This is a genomic window from Pseudomonas abieticivorans (assembly GCF_023509015.1).
GTDB classification, from domain to species: Bacteria; Pseudomonadota; Gammaproteobacteria; order Pseudomonadales; family Pseudomonadaceae; genus Aquipseudomonas; species Aquipseudomonas abieticivorans.
Map to the genome: position 1 here is coordinate 6,044,772 of NZ_CP094975.1, position 23,442 is coordinate 6,068,213.

The following is a 23,442-nucleotide window of genomic DNA, read 5'->3' on the forward strand; positions in this document are numbered from 1 at the left end:
CCATGCCTATTCACCTGCCCCCCACCACCGCCTTCGGCCGCGGCGCCCTGGCCGCGATGCCGCTCACCCTGGCCGTTGCGCCTTGGGGCCTGTTGGCCGGGTCCATGGCCATCGAGGCCAAGCTCACGCCCTTGCAAAGCCAAGGCCTGTCGGTGTTCGTGTTTGCCGGCGGTGCCCAGTTGGTGGCCATTGGCATGCTCAAGAGCGGCGCCAGCTTGCTGTCGATCCTGCTGACTACCCTGCTGGTGACCTCGCAGCACTTGTTGTACGGCCTGAGCATGCGCCCGGTGCTGGCCAACCTGGCGGCGCGCTGGCGCCTGCCCTTGGGTTTTTTGCTCACCGACGAGGCCTTTGCGCTGACCAGCAGCCACGGCCCCAGCCGCTTCAATCGCTGGTACATGCTGGGCGCAGGCTTGAGTTTTTACATTGCCTGGAACCTCTACACCCTGGCCGGCATCGTGATGGGTCAGAACATCCCCGGGCTGGACAAACTGGGCCTGGATTTTTCCATTGCCGCCACCTTTATCGCCCTGATCACGCCGCTGGTGCGTTCGATACCGACGCTGGTGTGCGTGGGCACCTCGTTATGCTGCTCGGTGTTGCTCAGCTATTGGGGCTGGGAGTCAGCGCTGGTGGTGTCGGGCCTGCTGGGCATGTGCGCAGGCTTTACGTGTAACAAACTCTGGGGGGCGGCGGCATGATCTTCGCCATGATCGTGGGCATGAGCCTGATTGTTTTTCTCAACCGCTACGTATTCCTGGAGCCGCGTTTGCCCCTGCGCCTGAGCAGCAACGTGCGCCAGTTCCTGGGCTTTGCCGTGCCCGGCATGCTCACCGCCATCTGTGGGCCGATCGTGTTCATGCCCGACCGGCAATTGAACCTGCACCTGGGCAACCCTTACCTGATCAGTTCGCTGGTGGCGATTGGTCTTGTGGTGCTGACCCGTAATACACTGGTGAGCATGCTGTTGAGCATGGCCTTTTTCTTTTTGCTGAAGTGGATGCTCTGATTGCACGAAGCCAACGTCACGCACGGTGAACAGACACGCCTATGGCATGCCGCCGACTTGGGTGGCGTGGAGCTGTTGCATGCCCGCTATATCCAGCAGCGTTTCGCCCCCCATGTGCACGAAGGCTACGTGATCACCGTGATCGAATCGGGTGCCCAGCGCTTTCGCCATCGTGGCGTGGAGCACCTGGCGCCCGAGGGCAGCATGGTGCTGATCAACCCGGATGAGTTGCACACCGGCGCCACGGCCCATGAGCAGGGCTGGCGGTACCGCGGCTTTTATCCGGACCTGGGCAAGGTCACCGGCGTGCTCGATGAGCTGGAACTGGCGAGCAATGGCTTGCCGGCGTTCGCGGACAGTGTGTTGCACGACCCGCAAGTCACGCGCACCTTTGCAAGGTTGCACCAACTGCTGGAGCTCAATGCTTGCGCCTTGGCCCAACAGACGGCGTGGCGCGAAGCCATTTTGCTGTTGTTCCAGCGCCATGCGCGCCTGGGTGAAGTGCGCCAGGCCGGGCTTGAGCCTTGGGCCGTGGCCTGTGCGCGGGAGCTGTTGCGCAGCCGCCTGGCCAACCCGCCATCGCTGGAAGAGTTGGCGGCGAGCGTCAACCTGTCGCCCTTTCATTTTGCCCGGGTATTCCGCCGCGCCACCGGCATGCCGCCCTACGTGTGGCTCAAGCAGCAACGGCTCAAACAGGCCCGCGAGCTGCTCAAGGCCGATTGCGCACCGCTGCAGGTGGCGTTGCAATTGGGCTTCAGTGACCAAAGCCACCTGAACCGCCAATTCAAGCAGGCCTACGGCGTGGCGCCGGGTGAATACCGCCGGGCTGCGGCGGGCATGGGTTTATCTGTCGCGCTGTATCAGTGATAGGGTGGCGCGGTTTTCGCGGATCAATCCGCTGCTACAGTGAATATGCCCTGTAGCAGCGGGTTTATCCGCGAACGGTGCTATCAGGCACCTCGCAGCGTACACCTGACCTTCTCCAGCAACTCGTCAAGCTTGAACGGTTTGATGATCATGTCCATCCCGGCGCCCAGGAAGCTTTGCCGGTTCAAGGCGTTCTCGGCGTAGCCGGTCATGAACAGCACCGGCAATTGCCCGCGCCAGCCCCGGGCCAGGTCGGCCAGTTGCCGGCCACTCATGTTCGGCAGGCCGACGTCGGTCAACAGCAGGTTGATCGACGGGTCGCCCTGCAGCCGCTCCAACGCCGACTGCACGTCGGGCGCCTGGGTGCAGCGATAACCGGCGTCGCGCAGGATCTCGGCGACGAACATGCTCACCGAGGCCATGTCTTCGACGATCAGGATATGCTCCCCGGCACCGCCCAAGTCACCCCGTGCATCGTGCACGCTGGCGGCCACCGCTTCACTGCTGGCAGGCAGCATCAGCGTGACTTCGGTGCCTTGCCCACTCACGCTGCGGATTTTCACGTCACCGCCCGACTGGCGGGTAAAGCCGTAGATGGTCGACAAGCCAAGCCCAGTGCCCTGGCCCAGCGGTTTGGTGGTGAAAAACGGGTCGAAGACCTTGTCGATCACGCTGTGGTCGATGCCCACGCCGTCATCCTTCACCGACAACGCCACGTAGGCGCCGTCAGCCAAGCGCACATCGCCCTGCTGGCGCGCCGCGTAGGTGGTCACGGTGATGGTGCCGCCTTCGGGCAAGGCATCGCGGGCGTTGATCACCAGGTTGAGCACCGCGCTTTCCAACTGGCTGGCATCGACCAGGGCGATGCTGGCCTTGGCGCTGAGGTTCAGTTGCAGGACGATTTTCTTGCCCACGGTGCGGCGTATCAGGTCGGCCAGCGAACGTATGTGCGCGTTGACGTCGATGGGCCGGGTGTCCAGTGGTTGCTGGCGGGCGAATGCCAGCAGGCGATGAGTCAGGGCGGCCGCGCTCAGGGCTGAATTGAGCGCGGCATCGGCGTACTGCATGACCTTTTCGCTGCGCCCGTCCGCCGTGCGCTTCTTGATCAGTTCGATGCCGCTGATGATCCCGGTCAGCAGGTTGTTGAAGTCGTGGGCAATGCCCCCGGTGAGCTTGCCGATGGCGTCGATTTTTTGCGCTTGCAGCAACTGCGCCTCGGTGCGGGCACGTTCGGCCACTTCGATGGCCAACTGGTTGTTGACGCTGTCCAGTTGCCTGAGGTGGCTGCGCTCGCGCTGGCGATGCTCGGTAATGTCCTCGACAAACACCAGGCTCAGGCCCGGCGTGCGATAGGGCGACACCTGCCACTCGGTTTCGCGCACCTGACCCTTGACCATCATGCTCAAGGTGCCCTTCCAGCGTTCGCCGGCGGCCAGGCCGTCGCGCAGGCCCTGGACCACTTCGGCCTGGTCGGCGGCGAAGCAGTCCAGCGGCGCGCCGTGCGAGGCGTTGGCCTGCATCAATTCGGCAAAGGCGTGGTTGCACTCGTGCACTTTGAGTTGGGTGTCCATCACCGCGATCGGCGCCGAGATGTTGACGAAAATCTCGCGAAAGCGCGCCTCGCTTTCACGCAGGGCAAATTCGGTGTCGCGCACCCGCAGCAGCGTGCTGAGGGTGGCCAGCAGCACGTCCGGGTCCACAGGGTGAACCAGGTAGGCGTCGGCGCCCGCTTCAAGGCCGGTGATGATGTCACCGGTCTGGATCGACGCGGCCGACACGTGAATCACCGGCAGCAAGGCGGTCGCGGCGTCTGCGCGCAACAGGCGGACGATGTCGAACCCGCTCATGTCGGGCAGGTTGACGTCCAGGATCAGCGCGTCGAACACTTCGCTGGCAATCAACGCCAGGCCATCGGTGCCCGTGCCGGCCTCTTGCACGTGGTAGCCGTTGCGTTCCAGGCGCCGGCGCAGCGCGTAGCGGGTGGCTTCGTTGTCGTCGACGATCAGCAGGCGCAGGTCACGCGTCATCACCCGCCTCCTGTGCCAGGGCCAGCGGGATCACCACGAAGAAGGTCGAGCCCTGCCCCGGCTCACTGTGCACCCCTACCCGCCCGCCCAGCAGCGCCGCGAAGCGCTTGCACAGGGCCAGGCCCAGGCCGGTGCCGCGCAAACGCTTTTGCAACGGCGAGTCCACCTGGGAGAAGTCCTCGAACAGCGCGCCGTGCATTTCGGCCGGTATGCCGATCCCGGTGTCGCTCACGGCAAACCGTACCTCTCGCTCGTTTTCCAGGCGTGCCGAGACTCGTACCTCGCCGCGCTGGGTAAACTTCAGCGAGTTGGAGACAAAGTTGCGCAATATCTGTGCAAGTTTTTTGTCATCGGTATAAAGCCGCGGCAGCCCGACGGGCTCCTCGAAGATCAGGTCGACGCTGCTGGCATCGACGATCGGGCGGAACATCCCGCGCAAGGCGGCGAACAGGTCGAACATGTCGAACCAGGCCGGCGAGATGGTGATGCGCCCGGCCTCGATCTTGGCCAGGTCCAGCAGGTCGTCAACCATGTCGCTGAGCTCGCGGGCGGCCGTGCTGACGAACGCTACCTGTTTGTGCTGCTCTGGGGCCAATGGGCCATCCAACTCGTCGCTGAGCAGGCTGGCGATGCTCAGGATCGAGCCCAGCGGCGTACGGAACTCGTGGCTCATGTAGGACAGGAAGCGGCTTTTCAGGTCCGATGCCTGGCGCAACTGTTCGGCCTGAGTGTCGAGTTCGGCGTACAGCGCCAAAACGCCCTGGTTGGTTTCTTCCAACTCGGCACGCAAGGCATCGACCTCGTCGCGCAACTGCTGCACGGCCAGGTCAGGGGTAAGGGAATCAACCACGCGATGCCTCCAGAGCAATCACCATAACGGTTACATCATCGCGGCCGCGGCAAAAATCGCGGTGCAGGACTGCGGCGATCACCGCCGGGTGACGGTGGACCAGGCCTGGGTAGTCGCGCAGGTTCCAGCGCGACTGCAGCCCGTCACTGTACATCACCAACAACTTGCCTTGCGCTTGAGGATAGTCAAAGGCCTGGGCTTTGCGGTATTGCACGCCGACAATGCCAGGGTGCGAGGCCAGGCCCCGAGAATGTTCCGCATCGATCAGGCAGGCGCCGATGTTGCCGATGCCGGTGAACTGCACCGTGTCGGTGCCGGCATTGTACTGGGCGATGGCGACGGCGCCGCCCCGGGTGCCCTGCATGGCCCGGTGCAGTTCGTCCATCAACAGCGTTGGGGTGGCGAATGGGGCTTGCCGGAACGCCAGTGCGCCGGCGCGCCCGGCTTCCTCGGCATGGCTGCCGTGGCCCAGGCCGTCGACCACCAGCACGCTAATGCGCTCGCCCTCCACCGCCAGGTGCCAGACATCGCCACAAGCGGGGTCGTGGTGCAAGGCGTGCTGGTTGACGCCGAAGCGTAGGTCCGCAGCCTTCTCGCCCTTGGCATAGAACCGCGCCAGTACCACCGCGCCGCGCCCATCGACGTACACATCGAACACGTGGGCTTGGCGCGCCACCGCCCCCAGGCCGATGCCCTGGGTGCCGCCGGTGGAATAACCGTCGCTCATGCAGGCATGCAGGTCAAAGCCCTGCCCACGGTCTACGGCAATCACCTCCAGGCCCTGGTTGGGCAAGTGGCGCAGGTGCAGTTCGCCGTGGCTGGCGTGCTTGAGCAGGTTGCTGGCAAGCTCGGTGGTCACCAGGGCCACCCGCCCGGCGTCGGTCTCGTTGAAGCCCAATTGCTCGGCCAATTTCTGGGTGGTGCGGCGGGCATGGCCGACCTGGCTGCTGTCTTCGATCAACAGCACCTGGGTCAGGCTGCTTTCAAGGGTCAGGTCCATCGCGTGATCGTCACCCGTGTGCCGGCGCCGGGCGCGGTGTCCAACTCGAACTCTTCCACCAGCCGCTTGGCCCCGGTCAAGCCCAGCCCCAGGCCGCCGCCCGAAGTCCAGCCGTCGGTCATCGCCAGCTTGATATCGGGGATGCCCGGGCCTTCGTCGCGAAAGGTCAGGCGCAGCCCGGTGCGGGTGTCGTCCAGGATCTGCCAGTCCATGTCGCCACCGCCGCCATACACCATGGTGTTGCGCGCTAGCTCACTGACCGCCGTCACCATCTTGGTCAGGTCGATCAGGCGCATGCCGCACTCCTGGCACAGTTTGCGCGCGGTCTGGCGCGCCAGTACCACGTCCTGTTCGATGCGTATCGGTTGGCTGCCGCTGCTGCGCACGTTCATTGCACGGCAGTCCGTTCGTGCAGCAGCTTCATGCCGCGCTCGACATTGAGCGCGGTGCTGACGCCGGGCAAGGTCATGCCCAGTTCCACCAGGGTGATCGCCACGGCCGGCTGCATGCCCACCAGCACGGTTTCGGCATCCATGATCCGCGAAAGGCCGGAGATGGTGCCGATCATGCGGCCGATGAACGAGTCGACCATGTCCAGCGCGGAAATGTCGATCAATACCCCGCGGGCCGAGGTATTGGAAATGCGTTCGGACAGGTCGTCCTGCAAGGTCATCGCCAACTGATCGTGCATGTCGACCTGAATGGTCACTAACAGGAAGGGGCCCATCTGTAAAATCGGTATCCGCTCCATGGGCTCACACCGCCTTGCTGACGGTCACGCCCAGGCGTTTGAGCGCCAACGCCAGGGCATCGGCCAGGTTCGCCTTGGTGACCACGCCTTGCAGGTCCAGGCCCAGGTGCACGATGGTCTGGGCGATTTGCGGGCGCACGCCGCTGATGATGCAATCGGCGCCCATCAGGCGGATGGCGGTCACGGTCTTGAGCAGGTGCTGGGCCACCAGGGTATCGACGGTGGGCACGCCGGTGATGTCGATGATGGCGATTTCCGAGCCGGTGTCGACGATGCGCTGCAGCAACGACTCCATCACCACTTGGGTGCGCTGCGAATCCAGGGTGCCGATCATTGGCAAGGCCAGCACGCCGTCCCACAGCTTGACCACCGGGGTGGAAAGCTCCAGCAGTTCTTCCTGCTGGCGCTTGATCACCGCCTCGCGGGACTTCTGGAAGGTGCGGATGGTGTGCATGCCCAGTGCGTCGAGCAGCACCGACACTTCCCACAGTTGCTCGGCCAGCAGTGCCGGGTTGTCTTCATAGGCACGTTGCAGCATGCCGAACAGCGGGCCCTTGAGGGAGAAAATGAAGCTGGCGGTCTGTTGCGAGTCTTGCCCGGCCAGTGCGCGGCTATGGGACAGTTTTTCGAGGAATTGGCGCGCTTCGTCCCAGTCGCTATTGGCGATATTGGCTGAACCGCCGCGGTCGATCACCGCGCTGACCAGGCTGAGGAACTCCTCGGTTTGCTGTTTTACGTCGCCTTCCTTGAGGTTACGGTTGGCGCCGCTGGCTTCGAGATTTTGTTGCCACTCGCCAGCCAGGGAGGCCTGGGAGGTGTTGAGGGCCGAAAGGGTACGCGGGTGCAGTGCTGCCATGGGGGTCGTGCTCCTTGATCCTGCACAATGCTGATGGTCTGCACGAAAAGACTCCGCGCCCATCGGAAAGTGCTGAAGTGTCACTGTTATTTTGCAATCGGTATTCAGCGTATCGGTTTTTACCACGCTTGTGGGCCCGGCGCAGGCCTGGATATCACCTATTCTTGTTCAAACATCGATGAGGTGCAGGCCATGACCCGCAGCGACGTTCTGATCATCGGCGCCGGCCCCACCGGCCTGGTTCTTGCACTCTGGCTCAGCCATGCCGGGGTCAATGTGCGGATCATCGACAAGACCGACGCGCCTGGCACCACCTCCCGGGCCTTGGCGGTGCAGGCACGGACCCTGGAGCTGTATCGGCAACTGGACCTGACCGACGCAGTGATTGGCGCCGGGCACAAGATGCCCGGCGTCAACTTGTGGGTGCGCGGCGAGCAGGCCGCCCACCTGAGCCTGACCGACATTGGCCAGTCGCGCACCCCCTACAGCTTTCTTGAAATTTACCCCCAGGACCAGCACGAGCAGTTGCTGATCGAACGCCTGGCGCGTTTTGGCGTTGAGGTGGAACGGCACACCGAACTCACCGACTTCATTGACGACCAGGCCATGATCACCGCGTACCTGAAAACGCCCGATGGCCAGGTCCAAACCTGCCAGGCGCGTTACCTGGCCGGCTGCGACGGTGCCCGCTCGACGGTGCGCAAGGCGTTGACCACGGGGTTTCCCGGCGGTACTTATTCACAGCTGTTTTACGTGGCCGACGTGCAAGCCTTGGGGCCGGCAGTCAATGGCGAGTTGCACGTGGATTTGGACGAGGCCGATTTTTTGGCCGTGTTCCCCCTGGCTGGCGAGGGGCGCGCGCGGCTGATCGGTACCGTGCGCGGCGAGCGCGCGGTGGACGCCGACGCGCTGGCCTTTGCCGATGTCAGCCAACGGGCGATCGATCAACTCAAACTTGAGGTGTTGAAGGTCAACTGGTTTTCCACCTACCACGTGCACCACCGCGTGGCCGAGCACTTTCGCGCCGGCAATGTGTTCGTGCTGGGCGACGCCGCGCACGTGCACAGCCCGGCCGGTGGCCAGGGCATGAACACCGGCATTGGCGATGCGATCAACCTGGCCTGGAAGCTTGCCGCGGTATTGGCCGGGCGCGCGACCCCGGCACTATTGGACAGCTACGAGGCCGAACGCATCGGCTTTGCCCGGCAACTGGTAGCCACCACGGACCGCGTGTTCAGCTTCGCCACCGCCGATGGCTGGCTGGCCAACCGGGTGCGCACCCGCCTCGCCCCGCGGGTGCTGCCACGGGTCATGGCGTTGAAGGCGGTGCGTGATTTCATGTTCCGCACCGTGTCACAGATCGGCGTGAACTACCGCAACCTGCCGCTAAGCGAAGGCGTGGCCGGCCACGTGCATGGTGGCGATCGGTTGCCGTGGGCCAAGGTGGCGGGCCGCGACAACTTCGACTCGTTGCACGGCGGCACCTGGCAGATCCACGTGTATGGCCGGGCCAGCGAGGCGTTGCTGGAATGGGGCGCGACCCACAATGTGCCGGTGCACATTTTCAGCTGGCACATCGTGCACGAGCACGCAGGCTTTTCCCGCGATGCATTTTACCTGATGCGCCCCGACACCTACGTGGCGCTGGCCCAGCCGTACGGCGACCCGACGGTACTGGATGAATACTTCCGGCGCCGTGGCATCACTCCGTAGGGGCTGGCGCCTCTTGGGCGCTGGCCTGCTGCTGTATAGCCGCCTGCAACTGGGCTACGTCGTTCAAGGCCTTTGCCAGGTGCTCGCGCTGCTCGACGGCCTCACCTTTCAAGGTGGCCATCTGCCGATCCAGCTCTTCGCGCGCCCCGGCCGCCTGGGCCAGCAACGTACTCATGCCCCCCGCCTGCGCGGTCATGTGCTTGAGCTCATCTTGTAGCCCCAGCTGCTCCTTGCTGGCCTGGCGGGCTTGCACCAGCATGCGTTCGTTGTCGCGGCTCAGGCGCATCAGTTCGTCCTGCTTGACGATCAGGCTTTGCTGCAACTGGCGGATCTCCACCTGCACCTGCTGCAATTGCCCTTCATGGCGGCGCTGTTCCTGTTCGCGCTGCTCTTTGACCGCCGTGCGGTAATGCTCCAGCGCATCGCGGGCGTGGCGGTGTTTGTCTTCCAGGGACTGGATGTGCGCGTCCTTCTCGCCGATGCGCAGTTCAAGGTCAGTGTTGGCCTGGCCCAGCCGCGCATTGCGGGTCTGTTCGCCCTGCAAGGTGCTGCGGCACAGGGCCAGCTCTTCGGACTCGGTGTTAAGCGCCATGCCCTGAATATCAAAGCGTTGCTGCAAGGCCGCCAAGCTCCGCTGGCTGGCTTGCAACTGTACTTCCAGGCTTTCACGGGCGGCATCGAAGCGCCCTTGCGCCTCGGCGACTCGTGCCTCGGCCTCCTCGCTCAATTGATCGGCAAGCCCCGCCACCAGCGTGGTCAATTGCGCGCTCAGGCTGGGCGCGGCCGGGTCGACTTCGGTGTCTTCAAGGGCTTTTAAATAGCGGTGAATCGTGGTTTTGGAGCCGGTATTGCCCAATTCCACCCGTACCGCATCGATGCTCGGGTTTTCCCCGCGCGCCAGCAGCGATTGCCGAGCCTGCTTGACCAATGCCTTGTTGATGCCGCCGCGTGCCATGTGTGCTCCGTCGATTTCGTACTGTATTACGTACCATGTATTTACGCATACTATTCGCAAATTGAAAATTGAATATCAGTGTATTTTTAACAGGTAATAATTGAGCGTTATCGCATGTCAGGTGGCATAATTGCCTGGGCAATGTCGAGAACAGGCGTAATGAGCAAGGTGGAGCAGTACCTGCAGGCGGGCACCCGGGAAAACACCCGGCGCAGCTACCAGGCAGCCGTGGAGCATTTCGAAGTGAGCTGGGGCGGGTTTCTACCGGCGACTGGGGACAGCATCGTGCGCTACCTGGCCGACCATGCCGGCGAACATGCCATCAGCACGCTTAAACTGCGCCTGGCGGCCCTGTCGCAATGGCACGTTACCCAGGGCTTCCCCGACCCCACCAAAACGCCGACGGTCCGGCAGATGCTCAAGGGCATCCGCACGCTGCACCCGGCCCGGGAAAAACAGGCAGCGCCCTTGCAACTGCATCACTTGCAAAGCGTGTTCGCGCAGTTGCAGCGCGAAGCCGAACAGGCGGCGCAGCAGCACGACCTGCGCGGCCTGCTGCGCAGCAAGCGTGATGCCGCGCTGGTATTGATCGGATTCTGGCGCGGCTTTCGCGCCGATGAGCTGTCGCGCCTGCAGGTCGAACACATCCAGGCCCAGGCCGGCAGCGGCATCACCTTTTACCTGCCCCACAGCAAAGGCGACCGCCAGCACCTGGGCGCCACCTACCAGACCCCCGCCCTGAACAGCCTGTGCCCGGTGGAGGCTTACCTGGACTGGATCACCCTGGCCGGCATCAGCCACGGCCCGGTGTTCCGGCGCCTGGACCGCTGGGGCAACCTGGCCGAGAGCGCACTGAACGCCAACAGCCTGATCCCTTTGCTGCGCAGCATCCTGCACCGCGCAGGCCTGCCGGCCGAGCTCTACACCAGCCACTCCCTGCGGCGCGGCTTCGCCACCTGGGCGTCGAGCAATGGCTGGGACATCAAGACGCTGATGGCGTACGTCGGCTGGAAAGACATGAAATCGGCGCTGCGCTACGTGGACCCGGCAACCTCGTTTGCCGGCCTGGCGATGGGCAGCGCTTCGTAGCCAGGTGCCTGTTGCCGCAGCCCTGCCTGCCGAATACCCGACGCGTAGCGGCGAACGGATCCGCGAAAAGAACGCTGCGGTGTATCAGGTTAAACGCGGTGACCTTTTCGCGGATAAATCCGCTCCTACGGGCCGTGCAAGCGCCTCCCTTAGGTCGAGCCCTCTGCCCTGCTTGCAATCATTCGCTTCGCCTGCTAAATAATTACTTCACATGCGAAATAATAACAGGCCGCCATGACCCACGCCCCCATCCTGTGTGCCGACGGCTTCGTGCTGTCGGCCACGCTGCACGCAAGCCCCACGCCAGCCAAGGCCATGGTGCTGATCCACCCCGCCACCGGCGTGACCGAGCGCATGTATTTTGCCTTCGCCCGCCACCTGACGGCGCTGGGCTTTGATGCCCTGACCTACAACTACCGCGGCATCGGCGCACAGGCCAGGCACGTAGCCGCCGGTTTCAGCACCTGGGCCGCCCTGGATGTAGAAGCTGTGACCCGCTGGGCAGCTGCACGCAACCCCGCGCTGGCGCTGCTCGCCGTAGGCCACAGTTTTGGCGGCCACGCCATTGGCCTGTGCGAGAGCAGCCGGCACCTCAACGGCGCGGTCATGATCACCTCCCAGGCCGGCTGCCTGCGTTTTATCACGCCGTGGACCGAACGCCTGCGGGTAGCGGCGCTGCTCAAGGTGATCGGGCCGTTGTGTGCCCGCCTGTTGGGCTACGTGCCAGGCAAGCGCCTGGGCATTGGCGAGGACCTGCCGGCACAAGTGATGCTGGAATGGAGCCGCTGGACCTCCCTGCCCCGCTACTTTTTCGATGACCCCGGCATGGACGCGGCGGCGCGCTTCAGCCGCCCGCGCATGCCGGTGTTGTCGGTGGGCATGAGCGACGATCCCTGGGCGCCCGCTGCAGCCATCGACCTGATGTGCCGGCAATTGATCCACTGCCCCGTGGAACGCCGGCAATTGAGCCCGGCCGACAGCCAGGGCCAAGCCATCGGGCACTTGGGATTTTTCCGGGAACGGCACGCCACCACCTTGTGGCCGGCGGTGACCGAGTGGTTGCAGCGCCACGTGGCGGTAGCCGCATGAAGCGCCTGCACGACCCGCGCTACGTGTTTCTGCTCAACGTGGCTCAGCGGCGCATTCAGCGGCACATTGAGCGCCTCGCCGAACACCGTGCGGGCGTCAGCGCGGTCCAGGCTGGCGCGCTGTTTGCGCTGTCACGCCAGGACGGCGCCCTGAGTGGCGACCTGGCCGCTGCCCTGGACATCGCCCCATCGGCCATGACAGGCCTGGCCGACCGCATGATCAAGGCTGGGCTTATCCTGCGACGCACCGATCAACAGGACAAGCGCATCAACCGATTGTGGCTGACCGCCTTGGGTCGCGAGACGGCATTGGCGGCCAAGGCCGAACTTGCAGCGCTCAATGCCGTGGTCACCGAAGGCTTCAGTGAAGCCGAAATGTCGACTGTGTCGCGCTGGCTGGAAGCTATGGGGAAACGTTTTTAGCGTGAATACCCGCAGCGGCTATTGGTATTAATACAAAAGCATATCCGGCAGATGTAACAAAGTGTGTTTCGATAGTTGGCAATCTCGGCAAGCACCTGTAAACATTGAGCGAAGGGGCAACTAAACAAAGTAAAGACCGGTTACGGACACCAGGAAAAAAGCAAAAAACGTATAAATTTGGCGTCATCATAATGACGAAAAGGCAAGACTAATTTTTTGACGCCATATAAACAATAATTTTAAGTTATTGATTTAAAAGGCGTTTTTAAATAGATAAATCGAACCTGAAGATTTTTTAATAAACCTTAGCCTGCCCTATTGCGCTGTTAATTCTCCCTCTCTACGATATGTTTCATTCCAAGAACACCTTCGCTTCAAACTTCGCTTTTAGAAACTACTTGTTTCTGCCCGTGACACTCAAATTCTAAGGTAGCTGATTGAGTTGGCGTTTACGCACACTCAAGGAGAGGGATCTATGCGCATCAGTATATTTGGACTGGGTTATGTGGGCGCTGTATGTGCCGGCTGTTTGTCCTCTCGAGGGCATGAGGTGATTGGCGTCGATATCTCGCAAAGCAAGATCGACATGATCAACAAAGGTCAGTCGCCCATCGTCGAGCCGGGCCTGGGCGAGTTGCTGGCCAAGGGCATTGCCAGCGGTTCGCTGCGCGGTACCACCGACGTCTCCCAGGCGGTGTTGGACAGCGATGTGTCGATGCTGTGCGTGGGCACACCGAGTAAGAAAAACGGCGACCTGGACCTGGTCTACATGGAAGCGGTGTGCCAGCAGATCGGCGCCGCGCTGCGGGACAAGACCGACCGCCACACCATCGTGGTGCGCAGCACCGTGCTACCCGGCACGGTGAAAAACGTGGTGATCCCGCTGCTGGAAGCGGCCTCCGGGAAGAAGGCTGGCGTTGATTTTGGCGTGGCCACCAACCCTGAGTTCCTGCGCGAAAGTACTGCGATCCAGGATTACGACTTCCCGGCCATGACCGTGATCGGTGAGCTGGACGCCTTGTCGGGCGACATGCTCGAAGAGCTGTACCACGGCCTGGACGCGCCGGTGATCCGCAAGTCGATCGAAGTCGCGGAAATGATCAAGTACACCTGCAACGTCTGGCACGCCACCAAGGTCAGCTTTGCCAACGAGATCGGCAACATCGCCAAGGCCTCGGGCGTGGATGGCCGCGAGGTGATGGACGTGGTGTGCCAGGACCACAAGCTCAACCTGTCCCGTTACTACCTGCGCCCAGGCTTTGCCTTTGGCGGCTCGTGCCTGCCCAAGGACGTGCGCGCCCTCACCTACCGCGCTGGCCAGTTGGACGTCGAGCATCCCATGCTCGCCTCGATCATGAGCAGCAACCGCAGCCAGGTGCAGAATGCCTTCGACATCGTCAGTGGCTACGGCAAACGCAAGATCGGCCTGCTGGGCCTGAGCTTCAAGGCCGGCAGCGACGATTTGCGCGAAAGCCCGTTGGTGGAATTGGCCGAGATGCTGATCGGCAAGGGCTTCGAGCTGAGCATCTACGACGCCAACGTCGAGTACGCGCGGGTGTTTGGCTCGAACAAGGAGTACATCGAGTCCAAGATCCCCCATGTATCGTCGCTGCTGTGCGCCGACCTTGGCCAGGTGGTTGCTGGCGCCGAAGTGCTGATCCTGGGCAACAACGACCCAAGCTTCGCCGATGTACTGGCCGGCAACGACGACAAACAGATCGTCGACCTGGTGGGTTTCATGAGCCATCGCAGCAACGCCACCCAGGAAGGGATTTGCTGGTAATTCACCCGTTGTAGGTGAACCGCCCCAAGGACTGACTGCCCCGCTTCACACCCGTATGCGTGACCCACCCTGGCGACCGGCTGGGCCGGCAGCGTGCGCGCGTGGGGCGGCCAGCCAGTCGGCAAACAGCTGTTTTTTAGGAGTCAACCGTAGATGGATCGATACGCAAGCGGTGCGGCCAATGGCGTGTTCAGCAAGCCCTCCTGTGCGCGGTTCTGCGCCTGGGCATGCCTGTTCGCACTGATCGCGCTGGCCTCGGAAATGATCGCGCCGGAGTACCTGAACCCGGACCACGCCAAGTTCATTTTCATCATCGGCACGATCGGCATGTGGCGCTATGGCAATGCCGTCGTCCACTACCTGCGCGGCATGTACTTTTTGCACTGGAAGTTCCCGCGCCTGCGCCGCCAGGTCGACCGCATGGGTGACGCGGCCTTGCCGGGCCATATGTACATGGTGGTGACCAGCTTTCGCATCCCCACCCACACCACGTTCAAGGTCTACCAGTCGGTGTTCCAGGAAGTGCAGCGGCTGAACGTGCCGTGCACGGTGATCGCCTCCATCGTCGAAAAAGGCGACGAGCAGTTCATCAAGACCATCATGCGCAACGAGGTGCAGGGCCGCGCTGACATCAAGCTGATCATCGTGCGGGCCCGCGGCACCGGCAAACGCGATGGCCTGGCCCATGCCTTCCGTGCGCTGTCGCGGCAGATGCCGTTGGAAAACTCGGTGGTGGGCGTGGTCGACGGCGACACCATGATGCTGCCCCACTGCGTGGAGCGCGCGGTCAAGCTGTTCGCCGCCCTGCCCAACGTCGGTGGCCTGACCACCAACGAATATTGCCAGGTGGAAGGCAGCACGCTGATGCGCGAGTGGCACTCGATGCGCTTCGTACAGCGGCACATCAACATGTGTTCCATGGCCCTGTCGCACCGGGTGCTGACCCTGACCGGGCGGCTGTCGTTCTTCCGCGCCAGCGTGATGATCGACCCCGACTTCATCAAGGACGTGGAAGCGGACTTTCTGGAGCACTGGCGCCTGGGCCGCTTTCAGTTCCTGACCGGCGACGACAAGTCCTCGTGGCTGAGCCTGATGCGCGCCGGCTGGGACACCTTCTACGTGCCCGACAGCCATACGCTGACGGTGGAGCATCCGCCAGACAGCAACTTTTTGCGGGCCACCCGGCAACTGATGTTCCGTTGGTACGGCAACTCGCTGCGCCAGAACTTTCGCGCCACCACCCTGCTGGGCCGCGCGCGCCTGGGCCTGTTCACCCTGTACGTGCTGTATGACCAGCGCCTGTCGATGTGGACCTGCCTGATGGGGCTGACGGCCTCGGTGTTCGCCGGGCTGATCTTCGGCATGCAGTACCTGCTGGTGTACCTGTTCTGGGTGTTGTTGTCGCGCACCCTGGTGACGCTGATGTTCGTGTTCTCCGGCCACCCGGTGAGCCCGGCCTACCCCTTCGTGCTGTATTACAACCAGATCGTGGGCTCGGTGATGAAGGTGTACGCGATGTTCCACATGGACCAGCAGAGCTGGACCCGGCAAAAAACCACCCTCAGCAATGGCAGCGTCAACTTCGATGCCGCCCTGAACCGCTGGTCCTCGAAGGCGATGATGTTCTCTTCCATCGCGGTGTTCTTCGGGGTCATTTCGGTTCTGCTCGAACTCACGCAACGTTAAAGGAAAGGCGCCTGCCATGAGTAGCTCAACGACTACCGTACTCCCGGCCAATGTGGTCCACGAAGCGATCGACGAACGCCAGTACGTGCGTACCAAGATCAACGCCAAGGTCAAGCTCGACGGCGGCGGCCAGCTGCCCTTCGAAAGCAATATCCAGGACATCTCCCTGGGCGGCCTGGGCTTGTTGCATGCCGAGCCCCTGAAACTGGGCAGCCTGTACAACGCCTCGATCAAGCTGCGCCTGAACCAGATGGACCTGAACATCGACGCCAAGATCAAGATCGTCTCGCAGCGCGGCCAGGAAGTGGGCGCCGAGTTCGTCGACCTGGACTCGCAGAAGCGCGACATCCTGCGCTACATCATCTCGGCCTACATGTCGGGCGAGATCGCCGACATCAACGGCCTGTTCAACGTGATGCAGCGCGAGAACTACATCAAGGAACGCAAGCACAAGTACGCCATCGCCCGAGGCCCGCTGGACCGCCTGCGCGCAGTGGTCGGCACCCTGGCGTGGCTGGCCCTGGGCCTGGCGGCCGTGGCGTTCGTGGCGTACAAGAGCTACCTGCTGTTTTTCCGCATCCCGGCCGACCAGGCGCTGGTGAGCGCCAACGCGCAGGTCATCAGCATGCCCGACAACGGCTACGTGAAGTTCATGCTCAAGCCTGGGCAAACTCAGGTGACGGCGGGCGAGCCGGTGGCCACGGTGTCCACCCAACTGGCCACCAGTTTCACCAGCCCCGCCGACATGAAGGCGGTGGCGGACTTGTCCCCCGGTGACCTGCAAACCCTGCTGGGCCGCGCCACCATCGAGACGGTGATCGCAAGCCCCTGCAACTGCGACGTGTATTTCCCGAGCAAACCGCTGGACGGCTACGCCTACAAGCAAGCGCCGCTGGTGCACTTGCTGCCCAGCGATGAAGGCTTGTTGGTGAAAGCCAACGTGCCGTTCGCACGGCTGGCCGACATCCCCCGCGTGCGCTCGGTCAACCTGCAAGTGTTTGGCATCGACCAGCCGTTTGGCGGCAAGGTGGTGGGCTCGGAGGTAGACCCGGTCAACCACAACCTGCAACTGACCATCCAGCCCGACAGCCCGCTGCCTCGCTCAGCCTACCAACAGCCTGTGGCGGTGGACCTGTACCTGGGCTTGCCGTTCGACCTGTCGCTGTAAGGGTGCCGCGATGAAATTGCCGATGCGCCCGTCTTTGTTGCTGCTGGCCCTGAGCCTGGCCGGCCCGGTTTTCGCCGGCCAAAGCCTGGAACAGGTGCGCTATGCCCTGTACAAGGACCCCAACGCCAACGTCGTGGCCGACCTGCGCGAGTTGTCGGCCCGCGGTGATCGCGCCTCCAAGCTACTGCTGGGCGACGTGCTGTCCAACGCCGACACGGTCAACCTGGACGAAGTGCTGGGCCTGTACCAGGACGCCTTCGCCGACGGTGCCGGCGAGGTGCCGGCGCTGGCCTCCCTGGCACGGCTGCTGGACCGCAACCCACGGCTGCGCGACCAGCAGCACGGCTACGTGACCCGGGCGCTGGGCCGCTATCCGCACACCCTGGACCCGCGCAACATCAGCACCACCCTGGAAGTGTTCCTGGTGTACCCGCAGGATTTCAGCGTGGCCGATGCTCGCCAGTTGATCAGCCTGTACCAGCAATCGTGCCTGCTCAACTGCCACGCCGAGCTATACCAGGCGGTGCTGGCCGAGCGTGAAGGCAACCGCGCCGTGGCCGACCGGCAATACCAGGCGGCCATCAAGGTGGACGTGCGCGCCGTGGACCGCTACTACCGCTTCCTGGGTGAGCAACAGGACAGCCTGTTCCAGGCGTACGCCCAGACCCTGGAGGCGCAACGCGCCAGCTTGCCAGTGGAGACAGTGCACCGCATCGGCGCCTTGCTGGACAGCATCAACAGCCTGCAGCGCATTGATGATGAAGCCGACAAAGACGAGCGCCTGGCCAGCGGCATGGGGCCCAAACCCGTCAAAGCGCCACCCACGCCCGAACAGGCGGCCGCCGACAAGGCCCGCGCCGACGCCCAGGCCGCAGCTACCGCGCAGGTGCAAGGCTGGTTCGACAACGCCGCCGAGCGCGGCTACGTGCCAGCGCTGGTGTCCAAGGTCAACTTCATGATCAGCAACCCCAGCGAGCACAACGCCGACGAAACCCAGGCGCTGATCAACCGCGTGCAAGCCAGCGACCCGATCCGGGCCAAGGCCTTGCAGGCGTCGTTCTACATGGTCACCAACTGGCTGACCCTGGACCCGCAAAAGGCCCAGGTGCTGATCAATGAGCTGATCACCGCCCACTACCGCGATGCGCACCTGCTGTTGGGCGAGCTGTACAGCAAGGGTGGCCTGGACCAACCCGACCAGGAAAAAGCCCTGCAGATTTACCAGGAGCAAGCCCGCCTGGGCTCGACCGCCGCCTACTACCGCATTGCCACGATCTATTTCCGCGCCCGCGCGCTGTGCAACGACCCGGTCAAGGCCTACGCCTACGCGCAAGTGGCCCTGGACCTGGGTGAAAACCGCGCCCGCGGCCTGCTCAAGCGCCTGGACCGGGTGATGAAAAAGGACGACATCGACCGGGCCCTGGTGGCCCGCGCCGACCTCATGAAGGAAGCTCAACTGTGAAGCCCAGCACCCCCTTGTACAGCGCCCTGCTGACCCTGGCCTTCAGCGGCGCGGCCCTGGCGGCCGAAGAAGTGACCGGCCCCGAAGCCGACAGCAGCGAACCGGTGCGCATGGCCCCGGCCGATGGCAGCCAACCGCCGATCACCTCGGAATTTTTCAACAAGTTGACCCTGCAAGGCGGCTACGGGCCGGAGAACTCCGAGGTGGGCAACGGCCGCGAGTCGTTCTACAGCCTGCGCTACGAGCCTTCATTCGTGTGGTACTCGCCGGAAAAGCGCTGGGCCAAATGGCAAGTGTACGGGCGCGTGTGGCTCGACTATGACTCCAGCCAGTCGGCCAGCCTGGTGCAGAACGAAGCCAACCAGAACAACGCCAGCGGCCGCGACCAACCGGAAGGCTTCTACGCCGAATTCCGCGAGCTGTACGTCAAACGCAACCTGCTGTGGGACGACCCGCGGTTTTCGGTTTCGGCCGGGCGCCAGCGTTTCAGCGACGAATACGGTATCTGGTGGGACGACAGCATCGAGTCGGTGCGTTTCAACTACACCGACACCTTCTCCCACGGCTTTTTTGCCGTCGCGCAGAAATTCCACAACTACAACACCGACGTCAACGCCCTGGACGACACCGAGAAAAACACCCTCTATGCCATGGGCGAATACGCCTACCGCTGGAGCGAGAACAACTGGGTGGGCGCACGGTTGATGTACGAAGACGACAAGAGCAACCACGACGCCGACGACCGCTACGACTTCACCGGCGTGCGCAGTGGCCTGTTCTTCAAGGGCGAGCGGCTGACCTTCACGCCGCTGCTCAGCGACTACCACCTGGAAGCGATCTCGCTGAACGGCAAGATGGACCGCACCACCCTGATCGACTCCAGTGACCCGTCGAGCAAAACCACCGACCATAATGGCAGCAGCAACGGCTGGGCCCTACTGGGCGAAGTCGGCAAGCGTTTCGACACGCTGGCCTGGACCCCGCGCGTGGCCTTGCGCGGCGGCCTCACCGACAAGACCGACGACGACACCGATGGCTTTCGCCTGAACGCCATCCAGTCCGACCGCATTACCCAACCAGGTGCTTACAGCACGCGGTTGGTCAGCTCCTTCGTCAGCCTGGACCTGCGCAACCTGCAGTACTACGGCGTGGCCCTGGAAACCAAACCAACACCGCGCAGCAACCTTGACTTTCGGGTCACCAACCTGCAACTGCGCGACCGCAACGGCAGCCTGCCGATACGCGTCGACGCCGACCAGCGCAGCGCACGCAATGCCGCCATCAACGCCGGCGGCAGCACCGGCGGGCGCTCGGTGGGCCAGATGTACGACGTCAATTACTACTGGAAGATGTTCCCGCTGGCTTATGAAGGCAAGCGCTTTGATGTCAATGGCCTGGTCACCGCCAGCTACCTGAACGCCGGCAACGCGCTGACCAGTGGCGACGATTACCAGATTTCGTTCGGCGTGGTAATGAGTTACTAAGGACGGGCCCACCCATGATCTTCGCCTCCAACGTGTTCCTGTTCCTGTACCTGCCGGTGTTTCTGGCGGTGTACTTCTTGTCGCGCCCGCAGTGGCGGTCCACGGTGATCGTCGCCGCCAGCTACCTGTTCTATGCCTGGTGGCGCCCGGACTTCCTGCTGTTGTTCGTTGGCATCACCTACTGGAACTACTGGTTCGGCCTGCGCATCAAGGCGCGGTTGGACGCAGGCGACAAGCGCTGGGCGTTGCGCCTGTTGTGGATCGGCATCGTCGGCAACCTGTCGACCCTGGGCTACTTCAAGTACGCCAACTTTGGCGCCGAAGTGCTCGCCACCCTGCTGGCGCCACTGGGCATCAACACCTTTACCCTGGAAACGATCTTCCTGCCGCTGGGCATTTCGTTCTACGTGTTCCATGCCTTGAGCTACATCGTCGACATTTATCGCAAGGACGCGACCCCCACCAACCGCTTCATCGACTTTGCCGCCTTCGTCGCGCTGTTCCCGCACCTGGTGGCCGGGCCGATCCTGCGCTATAGCCAACTGGCGCCGCAGTTGCGCCAGCGCGAACACTCTCTGGAACTCTTCAGCCTGGGCGTATGCCGGTTCATGCTCGGTTTTATCATGAAGGTGCTGATTGCCGATCAACTGGCGCCCATCGCCGGGCTGTTCGTCGGCGAAGGCACCCTGCAGATGGGCGACGCCTGGTTCGGCCTGGTGGTGTCGACCCTGCAACTGTACTTCGACTTCGCCGGCTACAGCCACATGGCCCTGGGCCTGGCGCTGATGATGGGGTTTCGCTTCCCGGAAAACTTCAACCAACCCTACGTGTCCCAGAGCATCACCGAGTTCTGGGCGCGCTGGCACATGACCCTGGCGCATTTTCTGCGCGACTACGTGTACATGCCGCTGGTGCGCAAGCGCATCGCCGGGGCCCTGCCCGCGCTGGTCTACACCATGCTGTTGTCGGGCCTGTGGCACGGTGCAAGTTTTGCCTTTATCTGCTGGGGGCTGTTCTTTGGCCTGGCCATGGTGACCGAGCGCAAGCTGGGCATCGCCACCAAGATCAGCACGCCCTACAACCTGCTGCGCAACCTGCGCACCACCTTGCTGATCACCCTGAGCATGCCGCTGTTCTTCACCAGCAACCTGGCCCACAGCCTGGAGATCTACAAGGCCCTGTTCGGTTTCAACGGCACCGGCAGCCTGGACCTGTACGTGCTGGGCGCCTCGAAAATGGCCATGGCCTTCGCGGTGGTCGCGGTGGCGTGGTTGATCCTTTCAGGCATCAATAACGTGCGCTTTTACGCGGGTAATAAAGAGCAGTACTTCATGCGCCATGTCGGCGGCATGAAGATGCTGTTGCTGTGGGCCGGCTTTGCCTTGTCGCTGAGCAGCCTGGCCGCGCATTCCTTTTCACCATTCTTGTACTTTCAGTTCTAGGAGGCCGCCATGTACCCCGTGATGAATTCGGCGAGCAAACTCAATGGGCTGTTGTTCTGCGCGTTGCTGCTGGGCATGTTCGTGTACTCGCTGCCGGTGGTGTTCAGCTTTGGCAAAAGCCAGACCGACGCCTACTCGCTGTTCATGGATGGCAAGCTTTTGCGCAAGTTCGAGCAGGTGTACGACAAGCGCTTCTTCTTGCGCGAGCCTTCGGTGGCGCTGTGGGCCGATGCCCAGTTCCAGGTGTTTCACGAGGGCACCAGCGGCGTGGTGCTGGGCCGCGATGGCTGGTTGTTCACCAACCAGGAATACCGCGTGCCCAACGATCTGGAGCACAACCTGAGCCTGCAACTGGCGCAGATCAGCGAGGTGCAGGCCCGCCTGGCAGCCCACAACAAGCGCCTGATCGTGCTGCCGCTGCCAATGAAGCTGGACATCTACGCCGAGTACACCCTGCGCGCTGCCGACCCGCGGGCCATCGCCCTGTACGACCGTTTCGTCGCGCAACTGCAACAGCAGAACGTCACCGTGGCGCCGTTGCGTGCACGCTTTCTGGCGGCCCGTGACCAGGAGCCGCTGTTTCTCAAATCCGACACCCACTGGACCCCACAGGGCGCGCGCGAAGCGGCCCGTGAACTGGCGCGCCAGCACCCGGAGCTGATCGGCAGCACGGCCTACGCCTCCCAGGTGGTGGCGCAGAAAACCATCAAGGGCGACCTGATGAACTACGTGCAGTTCGACCAGCGCAGCGAACCGCCCGCCTACGGCGCCGGCACCATTTCGCTGTTCGAAACGCTCAAGGCCAGCCAGGCGGTCAGCGATGCCAGTCTGTTTGGCGACGAGCCACAGCACATCGCCCTGGTGGGCACCAGCTACACCAAGATCGAGGACTGGAACTTCAGCGGCTTTTTGAAAGAAGCCTTGAGCACCGACTTGTTCAGCGTGGCGGTGGAAGCCCGCGGACCATTCGAGGCCATGACCGAGTTTCTCAAGAGCGACCAATTGAGCAACGACAGCCTGGACACGGTGATCTGGGAGTTCCCGCTGCGCACCGTGCTGGCCCACCGGGCCGGCTCGCCCAGCCTGTCAGCACTGCCTATTCATTTTTAAGTTAAAGGAATTGACCATGACCGCCACCCTTCTGATCCAACGCCTGCTGGGCGCCGCCGGCCTGTTGCTGAGCGCCCACGCCCTGGCCGCCGACGGCAATGCCGACCTGTACGACGCCGTGGCCCCGGCGGATTCAACCTTCGTGCGGGTGCTGAACCTGAGCAACGGCGGCATCGACGTGAGCCTGAGCGGCAAGACCAACCCGCAGAAAGTCGCCGCCGGGCAACTGAGTGGCTACCGCTTCACCACCCCAGGCAAGCACAGCATCGGTGTGGCTGGCCACGCCATTGAACCAGAACTCAAGGCCAATGCGGCCAGCACCCTGGTGTACGACGGCAAGACCCTGACCTTGATCGCCGACAAATACGTCAACGAGCCGAAGAAAGCCCAAGTGGCCTTCTACAACCTGACACCGGCCCAGGCGGCGCTTAAAACCGTGGACGGCAAGCACGTGATCGTCGACCCGCTGGGCAAGGACCAGACCGGCAGCCGCATGGTCAACGAAATCAAGATTGGCTTTGCCGCCTACGTGGGTGAACAGAACGTGGCCAACTTCGACGAACTGTTCTTGAAAAAAGGCCGCTCCTACAGCTACGTGCTGCTGCCCCAAGGCAGTGGCTACAAAAGCATGAGCTTGGCCAACGGCATCGACCCCACCGAGTAACAACGCACTGCGCCT

General features: G+C 63.0%; 22 protein-coding genes. 15 read left to right on the top strand and 7 right to left on the bottom strand.

The window, feature by feature from the left end; all coding sequences use genetic code 11:
* The first annotated feature begins 2 nt into the window (after positions 1-2).
* From L9B60_RS27415 to L9B60_RS27425, 3 genes are read left to right on the top strand one after another with little or no spacing between them, the layout of a single operon-like run.
* Entirely contained in the window at positions 3-701 is a 699-nt protein-coding gene (locus L9B60_RS27415) for an AzlC family ABC transporter permease (RefSeq protein WP_249680174.1), read from the top strand.
* Positions 698-1,009, top strand: coding sequence for an AzlD domain-containing protein (locus L9B60_RS27420; protein WP_249674101.1), 312 nt, complete (start codon positions 698-700; stop codon positions 1,007-1,009). Before L9B60_RS27415 ends, L9B60_RS27420 begins: the two co-directional genes overlap by 4 nt.
* Positions 1,010-1,876, top strand: a complete 867-nt coding sequence (locus tag L9B60_RS27425) for an AraC family transcriptional regulator (protein ID WP_249674103.1) — start codon at positions 1,010-1,012, stop codon at positions 1,874-1,876.
* Positions 1,877-1,959: 83 nt separating this feature from the next.
* Here the strand turns inward: L9B60_RS27425 and L9B60_RS27430 are convergent, their stop codons facing one another.
* Genes L9B60_RS27430 through L9B60_RS27455 form a run of 6 tightly spaced genes read right to left on the bottom strand, consistent with a single transcriptional unit; the run spans position 1,960 to position 7,360 of the window.
* On the bottom strand, positions 1,960-3,903 hold the full coding sequence (locus L9B60_RS27430; protein WP_249674105.1) for a PAS domain-containing hybrid sensor histidine kinase/response regulator: 1,944 nt from the start codon (positions 3,901-3,903) through the stop codon (positions 1,960-1,962).
* Positions 3,893-4,753, bottom strand: a complete 861-nt coding sequence (locus L9B60_RS27435) for a sensor histidine kinase (protein WP_249674107.1) — start codon at positions 4,751-4,753, stop codon at positions 3,893-3,895. Before L9B60_RS27435 ends, L9B60_RS27430 begins: the two co-directional genes overlap by 11 nt.
* Complete coding sequence (locus L9B60_RS27440; RefSeq protein ID WP_249674108.1) at positions 4,746-5,753, bottom strand: ATP-binding protein; 1,008 nt, start codon at positions 5,751-5,753, stop codon at positions 4,746-4,748. Before L9B60_RS27440 ends, L9B60_RS27435 begins: the two co-directional genes overlap by 8 nt.
* On the bottom strand, positions 5,744-6,145 hold the full coding sequence (locus L9B60_RS27445) for an ATP-binding protein (protein ID WP_249674110.1): 402 nt from the start codon (positions 6,143-6,145) through the stop codon (positions 5,744-5,746). The genes L9B60_RS27440 and L9B60_RS27445 overlap by 10 nt, the downstream gene beginning before the upstream one ends.
* Positions 6,142-6,504 (bottom strand): STAS domain-containing protein, encoded by a 363-nt coding sequence (locus tag L9B60_RS27450; protein WP_249674111.1) that lies wholly within the window; start codon positions 6,502-6,504, stop codon positions 6,142-6,144. Before L9B60_RS27450 ends, L9B60_RS27445 begins: the two co-directional genes overlap by 4 nt.
* 4 nt (positions 6,505-6,508) lie before the next feature.
* Entirely contained in the window at positions 6,509-7,360 is an 852-nt protein-coding gene (locus L9B60_RS27455) for an STAS domain-containing protein (RefSeq protein WP_249674113.1), read from the bottom strand.
* A gap of 192 nt (positions 7,361-7,552) precedes the next feature.
* Here L9B60_RS27455 and L9B60_RS27460 point away from each other — a divergent pair, with 192 nt between their 5' ends.
* Positions 7,553-9,073: an FAD-dependent oxidoreductase gene (locus tag L9B60_RS27460; protein WP_249674115.1), complete on the top strand. Its 1,521-nt coding sequence runs from the start codon at positions 7,553-7,555 to the stop codon at positions 9,071-9,073.
* Here L9B60_RS27460 and L9B60_RS27465 read toward each other — a convergent pair.
* On the bottom strand, positions 9,063-10,028 hold the full coding sequence (locus tag L9B60_RS27465; protein ID WP_249674117.1) for a DNA-binding protein: 966 nt from the start codon (positions 10,026-10,028) through the stop codon (positions 9,063-9,065). The genes L9B60_RS27460 and L9B60_RS27465 overlap by 11 nt on opposite strands.
* A gap of 159 nt (positions 10,029-10,187) precedes the next feature.
* On the opposite strand from L9B60_RS27465, the gene L9B60_RS27470 reads away from it, so the two are divergent.
* The 11 genes from L9B60_RS27470 to L9B60_RS27520 all read left to right on the top strand — a co-directional run bounded on the left by L9B60_RS27470 (position 10,188) and on the right by L9B60_RS27520 (position 23,427).
* Entirely contained in the window at positions 10,188-11,117 is a 930-nt protein-coding gene (locus tag L9B60_RS27470; protein WP_249674119.1) for a site-specific integrase, read from the top strand.
* A gap of 234 nt (positions 11,118-11,351) precedes the next feature.
* Positions 11,352-12,206 carry an alpha/beta hydrolase family protein gene (locus L9B60_RS27475; protein WP_249674121.1) on the top strand — a complete coding sequence of 285 codons (855 nt, stop codon included), beginning with the start codon at positions 11,352-11,354 and terminating at the stop codon, positions 12,204-12,206.
* Entirely contained in the window at positions 12,203-12,628 is a 426-nt protein-coding gene (locus L9B60_RS27480) for a MarR family winged helix-turn-helix transcriptional regulator (RefSeq protein WP_249674123.1), read from the top strand. The genes L9B60_RS27475 and L9B60_RS27480 overlap by 4 nt, the downstream gene beginning before the upstream one ends.
* A gap of 475 nt (positions 12,629-13,103) precedes the next feature.
* Positions 13,104-14,411 (top strand): nucleotide sugar dehydrogenase, encoded by a 1,308-nt coding sequence (locus L9B60_RS27485; RefSeq protein ID WP_249674124.1) that lies wholly within the window; start codon positions 13,104-13,106, stop codon positions 14,409-14,411.
* 153 nt (positions 14,412-14,564) lie between these two features.
* Positions 14,565-16,097, top strand: a complete 1,533-nt coding sequence (locus L9B60_RS27490) for a glycosyltransferase (RefSeq protein WP_249674126.1) — start codon at positions 14,565-14,567, stop codon at positions 16,095-16,097.
* 16 nt (positions 16,098-16,113) lie between these two features.
* A complete protein-coding gene (locus L9B60_RS27495) occupies positions 16,114-17,265 on the top strand; it encodes a PilZ domain-containing protein (protein WP_249674128.1) in 1,152 nt (383 codons plus the stop codon).
* Between the two features lie 22 nt (positions 17,266-17,287).
* On the top strand, positions 17,288-18,727 hold the full coding sequence (locus tag L9B60_RS27500; RefSeq protein WP_249674129.1) for an SEL1-like repeat protein: 1,440 nt from the start codon (positions 17,288-17,290) through the stop codon (positions 18,725-18,727).
* On the top strand, positions 18,724-20,211 hold the full coding sequence (locus L9B60_RS27505; protein ID WP_249674131.1) for an ion channel protein AlgE: 1,488 nt from the start codon (positions 18,724-18,726) through the stop codon (positions 20,209-20,211). The genes L9B60_RS27500 and L9B60_RS27505 overlap by 4 nt, the downstream gene beginning before the upstream one ends.
* Before the next feature lie 14 nt (positions 20,212-20,225).
* Entirely contained in the window at positions 20,226-21,653 is a 1,428-nt protein-coding gene (locus tag L9B60_RS27510) for an MBOAT family O-acyltransferase (protein ID WP_249674133.1), read from the top strand.
* A gap of 9 nt (positions 21,654-21,662) precedes the next feature.
* Positions 21,663-22,763 (top strand): alginate O-acetyltransferase, encoded by a 1,101-nt coding sequence (locus L9B60_RS27515; RefSeq protein ID WP_249674135.1) that lies wholly within the window; start codon positions 21,663-21,665, stop codon positions 22,761-22,763.
* A 16-nt stretch (positions 22,764-22,779) separates the two neighbouring features.
* Positions 22,780-23,427: an alginate O-acetyltransferase AlgF gene (locus tag L9B60_RS27520; protein WP_249674137.1), complete on the top strand. Its 648-nt coding sequence runs from the start codon at positions 22,780-22,782 to the stop codon at positions 23,425-23,427.
* The last annotated feature ends 15 nt before the right edge of the window (positions 23,428-23,442 follow it).

Bases quoted from the DNA above. Each gene is read 5' to 3' on its own strand.
- L9B60_RS27420 (WP_249674101.1), top strand. From the start codon at position 698: ATGATCTTCGCCATGATCGTGGGCATGAGCCTGATTGTTTTTCTCAAC.
- L9B60_RS27515 (WP_249674135.1), top strand. From the start codon at position 21,663: ATGTACCCCGTGATGAATTCGGCGAGCAAACTCAATGGGCTGTTGTTC.
- L9B60_RS27440 (WP_249674108.1), bottom strand. From the start codon at position 5,753: ATGGACCTGACCCTTGAAAGCAGCCTGACCCAGGTGCTGTTGATCGAA.
- L9B60_RS27500 (WP_249674129.1), top strand. From the start codon at position 17,288: ATGCGCCCGTCTTTGTTGCTGCTGGCCCTGAGCCTGGCCGGCCCGGTT.
- L9B60_RS27480 (WP_249674123.1), top strand. From the start codon at position 12,203: ATGAAGCGCCTGCACGACCCGCGCTACGTGTTTCTGCTCAACGTGGCT.
- L9B60_RS27455 (WP_249674113.1), bottom strand. From the start codon at position 7,360: ATGGCAGCACTGCACCCGCGTACCCTTTCGGCCCTCAACACCTCCCAG.
- L9B60_RS27450 (WP_249674111.1), bottom strand. From the start codon at position 6,504: ATGGAGCGGATACCGATTTTACAGATGGGCCCCTTCCTGTTAGTGACC.
- L9B60_RS27415 (WP_249680174.1), top strand. From the start codon at position 3: ATGCCTATTCACCTGCCCCCCACCACCGCCTTCGGCCGCGGCGCCCTG.
- L9B60_RS27495 (WP_249674128.1), top strand. From the start codon at position 16,114: ATGAGTAGCTCAACGACTACCGTACTCCCGGCCAATGTGGTCCACGAA.
- L9B60_RS27430 (WP_249674105.1), bottom strand. From the start codon at position 3,903: ATGACGCGTGACCTGCGCCTGCTGATCGTCGACGACAACGAAGCCACC.
- L9B60_RS27485 (WP_249674124.1), top strand. From the start codon at position 13,104: ATGCGCATCAGTATATTTGGACTGGGTTATGTGGGCGCTGTATGTGCC.
- L9B60_RS27460 (WP_249674115.1), top strand. From the start codon at position 7,553: ATGACCCGCAGCGACGTTCTGATCATCGGCGCCGGCCCCACCGGCCTG.
- L9B60_RS27470 (WP_249674119.1), top strand. From the start codon at position 10,188: ATGAGCAAGGTGGAGCAGTACCTGCAGGCGGGCACCCGGGAAAACACC.
- L9B60_RS27510 (WP_249674133.1), top strand. From the start codon at position 20,226: ATGATCTTCGCCTCCAACGTGTTCCTGTTCCTGTACCTGCCGGTGTTT.
- L9B60_RS27520 (WP_249674137.1), top strand. From the start codon at position 22,780: ATGACCGCCACCCTTCTGATCCAACGCCTGCTGGGCGCCGCCGGCCTG.
- L9B60_RS27445 (WP_249674110.1), bottom strand. From the start codon at position 6,145: ATGAACGTGCGCAGCAGCGGCAGCCAACCGATACGCATCGAACAGGAC.
- L9B60_RS27490 (WP_249674126.1), top strand. From the start codon at position 14,565: ATGGATCGATACGCAAGCGGTGCGGCCAATGGCGTGTTCAGCAAGCCC.
- L9B60_RS27475 (WP_249674121.1), top strand. From the start codon at position 11,352: ATGACCCACGCCCCCATCCTGTGTGCCGACGGCTTCGTGCTGTCGGCC.
- L9B60_RS27465 (WP_249674117.1), bottom strand. From the start codon at position 10,028: ATGGCACGCGGCGGCATCAACAAGGCATTGGTCAAGCAGGCTCGGCAA.